The organism is Brachyspira catarrhinii, from assembly GCF_005518285.1.
Classification (GTDB): Bacteria; Spirochaetota; Brachyspiria; order Brachyspirales; family Brachyspiraceae; genus Brachyspira; species Brachyspira catarrhinii.
Map to the genome: position 1 here is coordinate 1 of NZ_SJDU01000172.1, position 4,858 is coordinate 4,858.

Sequence of the window (4,858 nt, forward strand, 5' to 3'; positions counted from 1 at the left end):
AAAAATTATATGAAAGAAACTTTTCCCGTTTTGAATTATGTTTTTTACGCAAAAGTGTCGGCAACTCGAAAAAAAGACGCCGAAAAACTTTTATCGCTTGCAATTAGAGTGGCTAAAACGAGAAGACAAAAATTTGAAACTCATTCGCTTACCGAAACTTTTGTTCGAGCTACAAGAGAATACACGATAACTGCTGGAGGAAATCCTTTTAAGATTTTTTACGCCACTCAAACGGGAATCAATCCGCCAGCTTTTGCGATATTTTGCAATCATCCTCAAAAATTAAATTCTCATTATAAAAGATATTTGGAAAATAAATTCAGAGAGATATTCGATTTTAGAGGAACTCCGATAATTCTTAATTTCAAAAAAAGAGGAAAAAAAGAAAGTTAACTAAAAAAAGTTAATTAAATAAATAAAATATAAAGAGAGGCAAAAATGAATATAACGATAAAAATAATTATAAGCGTCTTAATTTCTTATTTAATCGGAGCGATTCCGTTTTCGTTTATAATCGGAAAAGCGAACGGGCATGATGTGAGGCATGAAGGAAGCTCAAATCCCGGGGCAAGCAATGTTTTAAGATTATGCGGAAAAAAAGCGGGAATACTCGCTTATTTCTGCGATATTGGAAAGGGAATAATTGCCGTTTTGATTCCTTCGTTTATATTGAAAGGACAAAATAATATTTTAATTATATGCGGAGTCGCGGCGATAATCGGGCATGTATTTTCAATATTTTTAGGTTTCAAAGGCGGAAAGGGAGTCGCCACAAGCGCGGGAACTATGTTTATGCTTGCTCCGATAAGTTTGATTATAACGATGATATTTTTCTTTATAGGTTTATTCGCTTCAAAAAAAACCGTTGCAATCGGAAGCACGGTTGGAGCGATAATATTTCCGATTGTTTTAACGGTTTTATATTTTAAGATTAATTTTTTATATAGAATATTTTTTAATATAGATTATAGATTCCTACTTCCGATAACGATACTTTTGGCTTTGTTTATAATAATCAAACATATACCGAATTATAAGAGATTATTAAAAGGCGAAGAAAATAGTTTTTCAAAAAAATAATTAAATATAAAACGAAAAACTTTTTTAATCGCCTAAAATAATTTAAATTTACTATTTAGATTAAATTTATTTGCCGAATACCGCTTCGTAATCTTTTTTAAATTTTTCTATTCCTTGTTCGGTTAGAGGATGTTTCGTCATTTGCTCTATAACATTATAAGGAACTGTGGCAATATCCGCTCCCGCTAACGCGCATTCGGTGACATGTATCGGATGTCTAACGCTTGCGGAAATTATCTCGGTGTCAATATCATGCGTATCGAAAATATCGGCTATCGTTCTTATAAGTTCGAGTCCATCGGTGGAAATATCGTCCAATCTTCCCAAAAACGGAGATACATAAGTCGCGCCCGCTCTTGCGGCAAGCAAAGCCTGATTGGCGGAAAATATTAAAGTGACATTCGTTTTTATTCCTTCTTTCGACAAAACTTTAACCGCTTTCAATCCTTCAACGGTCATAGGAATTTTCACTACCATGTTTTTATGAATCTTGGCAATCTCTCTCGCTTCGACAATCATATCTTCCGCTTTAATCGTTGTAGCTTTAACTTCGCCCGAAATAGGACCGTCAACAATAGAAGTAATTTCTTTAATAACATCGTTAAAATTTTTTCCTTCTTTCGCTATCAAAGACGGATTTGTAGTCACTCCGCAAATTACTCCCATATCGTTGGCTTTTTTTATATCTTCGACATTCGCAGTGTCAATAAAAAATCTCATAAAATTTTCTCCTAATAATTAACTTATTTTTATTTGTTATTATAAATTATATAATTTATAATAATTTTATCAATCGTTATTCGTATAGATTGCTTTACCTCTGTTGAGGCTCGCAATGACAGTTTTTTTATTTGACAAATATCAACCCTCTTATATACTTTATAAATGAAAAAATCTAATAATCCTAATAATGAAAAACCTTATTATTCTTTCTCCGATTATACGAAAAATAAATTTAAAATGAAAGTCGGCAAAATTTCAATAAATACGAATTTCGGTTGCGCTCATAAATTAAACGATGGAGGATGCCGATTTTGTAATTTGGAAAGTTATAAACCTCCTTACATTAAAGAGGATGACATAAAAAATCAATGGCTAAACGGAGTAAAAAATTATAAAGAAAGATACAAAAAATATTACGGTTATTTTCAGCTTGGAACTCCGCTCTCAAAATTTGCCTCGAAAGAATCTTTATTTTACGCGAACGAATTGATAAAATTTGACGATTGCGTTGGGCTTATGTTCGGGGCAAGAAGCGATATGCTCGAAGAAGAAACTTTGAAAAACTTAAACGATTTGGCAAGAGTAAACGATAAAGAGATTTGGCTCGAAATCGGACTTCAATCTTCCAACGATGAAACTTTACGCTTTATAAATAGAGGGCATAATTATTCGTCTTTCGTATATTCGATTAATAATATAAAAGAAAATTATAAAAATCTTATAATCTGCGTTCATATAATTTTTGGGCTTCCGAAGAGAATCGAAAATAATAAAATAATACTCGAAGATAAAAACGATATGATTAAAACGATTAAAGATATTTCAAAATTAAAAATTGACGCCGTGAAATTTCATCAACTCGATATAGTGAGAGGAAGTTATTTTGAAAATATTTATAATCGATACGATTTTCCGACATTGGACGAAGATTTTTATATAGAATTAATTTCGGAGGTTTTGGGATTTACGAGAGAAAATATAATAATAGCGAGACTAACGGGCGACAGTTTGGGCGACACTTTGATAGCGCCGAAGTGGAAAAAATCGAAAGGAGAAATTATAAATTCGATAATAAAAAAAATGAATGAAATGAATATTAAACAAGGAGGCTTATTAAAAACTAACCTTTAGGAAGCAATCTTAAAGGGTCGATAGGCATACCCAAATACGATATTTTAAAATAAAGTTCGTTTTTGTTTATCATTCCCGTCTCGCCTATATTTCCTATATAATCTCCCTTGTTTACTATATCCCCCGCTTTAACTTTCGCATCCGACAAATGAGCGTAAGCCGTAGTGTATCCGTTTTTATGTTTTATGATAATTACTTTTCCGAAACCTCTTATATTGTCCGAATATTCCACAATTCCGTAATCTGCGGCAACGACTTTATCTCCCGCTTTACCAGAAATATTTATTCCTCTGTTTGCCAAATTATTTTCATCCGTTCCGTATTTTGAAACTATGCTTCCTCTGTATGGAAAAATAAAAGAACTTTCGGGCAAATCGTCAAAGTCGGTATAAGTAGTTTTCAATACTTTAACTTTCAAAGTAGCGCCTGCCTGCAAAGTATAATTATTCAAATCTTTTATATCGTTTAATTTAAGCAAATCGGATAAAACCATTTTATGATTTCGAGCTATAGAATATAAAGTGTCTCCTTTTTTAACCGAATAAGTAGAATCAACTAAAGCTGTTTTTTTATCTTTTTCGGCGTAAACTTTTATTATCTCGTCAACTTTAATTATAGATTTGTCGTTTAATCCGTTCAAAGAATATATTTCCACCAAATCCATCCCTTTTGCGAGCGCAATTTCGCTTAAAGTGTCGCCTTTTTTGATTTTATAATTTTCGATTTTTCTGTATTCTCTCTTTGAAGTAGAGTTTTGATTATTAAGATTATTATTTAAATTCAAATTTACTTTATTATAGACTTTTATATTGTCCCCGATTTTAAGCAAATAATTTCTATTTAGTCCGTTTAATTCGAGCAGTTCGTTTAACGACATAGAATTATTTATCGCTATTGCCGAAAGCGTGTCGCCTTTTTGGACTTTATAAACCGAAGTTATTTTTTTAGCGTCTATCGTATTATTTTGATTCTTTTTTTGAGGGAATATTTTTAATTTTTCGCCGATTTTCAATTTGTATTTTAATGGAGATTCTATATTGTTTATTCTTAAAAAATCGTTGACGGGAGTGTCGCTGTCGAACGCGATTCCAAAAAGAGTGTCTCCGCTTCTAACGGTATATATTTCAAAATTATTATCATTATTATTTTGATTATTCGCTTCGATTTCTTTTTTTATATTTTCTACTAAATTTCTATCAACCGAATTTCCGTATGAATTTTTTTCATTTTCTTTAATCGAAACTTTTTCAATATTATTATTCGCTACTTTTAAAATCTCTCCGACTTTAAGATTGTATTTATTGAAATCTTTTATATTATTTATCGCGCAAAATTCGCTTGCGGACATTCCATGCGAAAATGCGATTCCAAGAACGGTGTCTCCGCTTTTCACTTTATAATTTTTATATGATTTAGATTTGTCGACATCAAAAGCGTAGGATTTATTTACCGAATCGAAAACCAAACTATATTCTTTTTCTTTTACTTTAAGCGTCTCTCCGATTTTAAGATTATATTTATCGGCGTCTTCGATATTGTTTAATTTCAAAAATTCGCTTGCCGACATTCCATGCGAAAAAGCGATTCCGTATAAAGTGTCCCCGTTTTCTACTTTATAATTTATATAATTTTCCCCGAATAGAGAATAAGATAAAATTGAAACCGCAAATATTTTTAAAATATTATTTTTTATCATACAATCAATTATTAATTATCCATTTCAAAAGTTTCATCAACTGGCGGGTCGGAAGGAATTATAATTACATTCGATTCTTTGACGCTTGCCATCTCTGGTCCTTTTTTCATTTTTTCCACAAACTCTTCTATTTCTTTTTTAGTTTCCAAATAACCTATTATTTCAACCGAACCGTCATAATTATTCCAAACAAACTTTTGAAATGGATAATTAATAATTGATTGTATG

The 4,858-nt window shown here is 31.3% G+C and carries 5 protein-coding genes and 1 pseudogene; 3 read left to right on the forward strand and 3 right to left on the reverse strand.

From position 1 onward, the window contains the following. Both EZH24_RS07265 and plsY read left to right on the forward strand, forming a co-directional pair. Nucleotides 1-393 (forward strand): annotated as a pseudogene (locus tag EZH24_RS07265) (ribosome biogenesis GTPase Der); the annotation flags it as partial. 51 nt (nt 394-444) lie between these two features. Next, complete coding sequence (gene plsY / locus EZH24_RS07270; RefSeq protein WP_137998461.1) at nt 445-1,080, forward strand: glycerol-3-phosphate 1-O-acyltransferase PlsY; 636 nt, start codon at nt 445-447, stop codon at nt 1,078-1,080. Between the two features lie 66 nt (nt 1,081-1,146). Here plsY and fsa read toward each other — a convergent pair whose 3' ends face one another. Continuing rightward, the gene (gene fsa / locus EZH24_RS07275) at nt 1,147-1,800 is read right to left on the reverse strand and encodes a fructose-6-phosphate aldolase (protein WP_137998457.1); all 654 of its coding nucleotides are present in this window, start codon (nt 1,798-1,800) and stop codon (nt 1,147-1,149) included. A gap of 165 nt (nt 1,801-1,965) precedes the next feature. Here fsa and mnmL point away from each other — a divergent pair, with 165 nt between their 5' ends. Beyond that, the gene (gene mnmL, locus EZH24_RS07280; RefSeq protein ID WP_137998458.1) at nt 1,966-2,934 is read left to right on the forward strand and encodes a tRNA modification radical SAM protein MnmL/YtqA; all 969 of its coding nucleotides are present in this window, start codon (nt 1,966-1,968) and stop codon (nt 2,932-2,934) included. Here mnmL and EZH24_RS07285 read toward each other — a convergent pair. Together EZH24_RS07285 and EZH24_RS07290 are read right to left on the reverse strand one after the other, a co-directional pair. Then, nucleotides 2,924-4,630: a LysM peptidoglycan-binding domain-containing protein gene (locus EZH24_RS07285; protein ID WP_137998459.1), complete on the reverse strand. Its 1,707-nt coding sequence runs from the start codon at nt 4,628-4,630 to the stop codon at nt 2,924-2,926. The two genes, mnmL and EZH24_RS07285, sit on opposite strands and share 11 nt — an antisense overlap. 11 nt (nt 4,631-4,641) lie before the next feature. Further along, the coding region (locus EZH24_RS07290) for an acylphosphatase (protein ID WP_137998460.1) at nt 4,642-4,858 on the reverse strand (217 nt) is incomplete at its 5' end.

Coding starts and splice junctions, on each gene's coding strand:
- fsa (WP_137998457.1), bottom strand. CDS start 1,800: ATGAGATTTTTTATTGACACTGCGAATGTCGAAGATATAAAAAAAGCC.
- mnmL (WP_137998458.1), top strand. CDS start 1,966: ATGAAAAAATCTAATAATCCTAATAATGAAAAACCTTATTATTCTTTC.
- EZH24_RS07285 (WP_137998459.1), bottom strand. CDS start 4,630: ATGATAAAAAATAATATTTTAAAAATATTTGCGGTTTCAATTTTATCT.